A 1,897-nucleotide genomic window follows, 5' to 3' on the forward strand; every position below is an offset into this window, starting at 1 on the left:
CCGGCGGTCCTCGCCGTCCTCGACCCGGCCGACCTGGCGTCGGTGTCGACGGTCGTGTCCGCGGGTGAGGCGCTCAGCGCCGATCTGGTCGCCCGGTGGGCGCCGGGCCGCAGGCTGGTGAACGCCTACGGGCCGACGGAGACCACCGTCTGCGCCACGATGTCGCGGCCGCTCACCGCCGGAGACACACCGACGATCGGCGGGCCCATCGCCAACACCCGCGTCTACGTCCTCGACGACCACCTCGCCCCGGTCCCGCCCGGCGTCGCCGGGGAGCTGTACGTCGCCGGCGCCGGCCTGGCCCGCGGGTACACCGGCCGGGCCGGTCTGACGGCCGGCCGGTTCGTCGCCGACCCGCTCGGCACCGGCACGCGGCTCTACCGCACCGGCGACGTCGTGCGCTGGACCGCCGGCGGGGACCTCGTCTACCTCGGCCGCGCCGACGAGCAGGTCAAGATCCGCGGGTACCGGATCGAACCCGGCGAGACCGAGACGGTCGTCGCCGCCCACCCGGAAGTCGGGCAGGCCGCCGTCGTCGTCCGCGAGGACGTCCCCGGCGACAAGCGGCTCGTCGCCTACGTGGTCCCGGACGACGAGGACGACGCGCCGGACGCGGCAGAAGTGCGGGCGTTCGTCGCGGCGCGGCTGCCCGAGTACATGGTCCCGGCCGCGGTCGTCGTCCTCGCGGCCCTGCCGCTGACGGCCAACGGCAAGCTCGACCGGCGGGCGCTGCCCGCACCCGAGACGGCGACGACCGCGGGCTCCGGCCGCGGCCCCGCCAACCCCCGCGAGGAAGCGCTCTGCCAGGCGTTCGCCGAGGTGCTCGGCGTCGACCGGGTCGGCGTCGACGACGACTTCTTCGCCCTCGGCGGGCACTCGCTGCTCGCCGTCCGCGTCGTCAGCCGGATCCGGGCCCTCCTGGACGTCGAGGTGGACGTGCGGTCGCTGTTCGAGGCGCCGACGGTCGCCGAGCTCGCCGTCCGCATGGGCAATCAGAAAACGAACAGGCCGGCGTTCCGGTCGATGCGCACCACTGAGGAGTCCTGATGCTTCCGTTGTCCTTCGCACAGCGCCGCCTGTGGTTCATCGGGCAGTTGGAAGGTCGCAGCTCGCTGTACAACATCCCGATGGTGCTCGGCCTCTCGGGCGACATCGACGCGGCGGCGCTCGGCGCGGCACTGCGGGACGTGATCGGCCGGCACGAGGTGCTGCGCACCGTGTTCCCGACCGCCGACGGCGAACCGTTTCAGCGCATCCTCGCCATGGACGACCTCGCGTGGCAGCTCGACGTCGCCGACGTCACCGACGACGACCTGGCGGCCGCGGTCGAGGCGGCCACGAACAGCGTCTTCGACCTCGAGACGGAGATCCCGATCCGGGCGTGGCTGCTCCGGTCCGGCCCCGGCCGGCAGGTCCTCGTCGTGCTCATGCACCACATCGCCGCCGACGGCTGGTCGACCGGCCCGCTCGCCAGGGACCTGTCGACGGCCTACGCCGCCCGCCGCGAAGGCAACGCCCCGACCTGGGAGCCGCTGCCCGGCCAGTACGCCGACTACGCCCTGTGGCAGCGGGAGCTGCTCGGCGACCGGGACGACCCGGAGAGCCTGATGTCGCGGCAGGTGGCGTTCTGGCGGGACGCGCTGGAGGGCGCGCCGCAGGAGCTGGCGTTGCCGTTCGACCGGCCGCGGCCGGCGGCCAGCGGCTACCTCGGACATGCCGTCACGTTCACCGTGGCCGCCGGGACGCACGCGCGGCTGGTGGATCTCGCGCGGGCGCACGGCGTGACGTTGTTCATGGTGTTCCAGGCTGTGTTCGGGGTGGTGTTGTCGAGGCTGGGTGCGGGTCGGGATGTGCCGATCGGGACGGTGGTCGCGGGTCGTACCGACGAAGGCTTGGA

General features: G+C 73.9%; 2 protein-coding genes. Both read left to right on the plus strand.

Annotated elements, in window-relative coordinates; genetic code table 11:
• Nucleotides 1-1,047 (plus strand): non-ribosomal peptide synthetase (locus tag AB0I21_RS57425; protein WP_360574516.1); only part of this gene is annotated, 1,047 nt, incomplete at its 5' end.
• Nucleotides 1,047-1,897: condensation domain-containing protein (locus tag AB0I21_RS57430; protein ID WP_360574518.1), on the plus strand; the 851-nt coding region annotated here is incomplete at its 3' end. The genes AB0I21_RS57425 and AB0I21_RS57430, both read left to right, overlap by 1 nt.

The sequence above is a fragment of the Dactylosporangium sp. NPDC050588 genome (genome assembly GCF_040654975.1).
Lineage (GTDB): Bacteria > Actinomycetota > Actinomycetes > Mycobacteriales > Micromonosporaceae > Dactylosporangium > Dactylosporangium maewongense.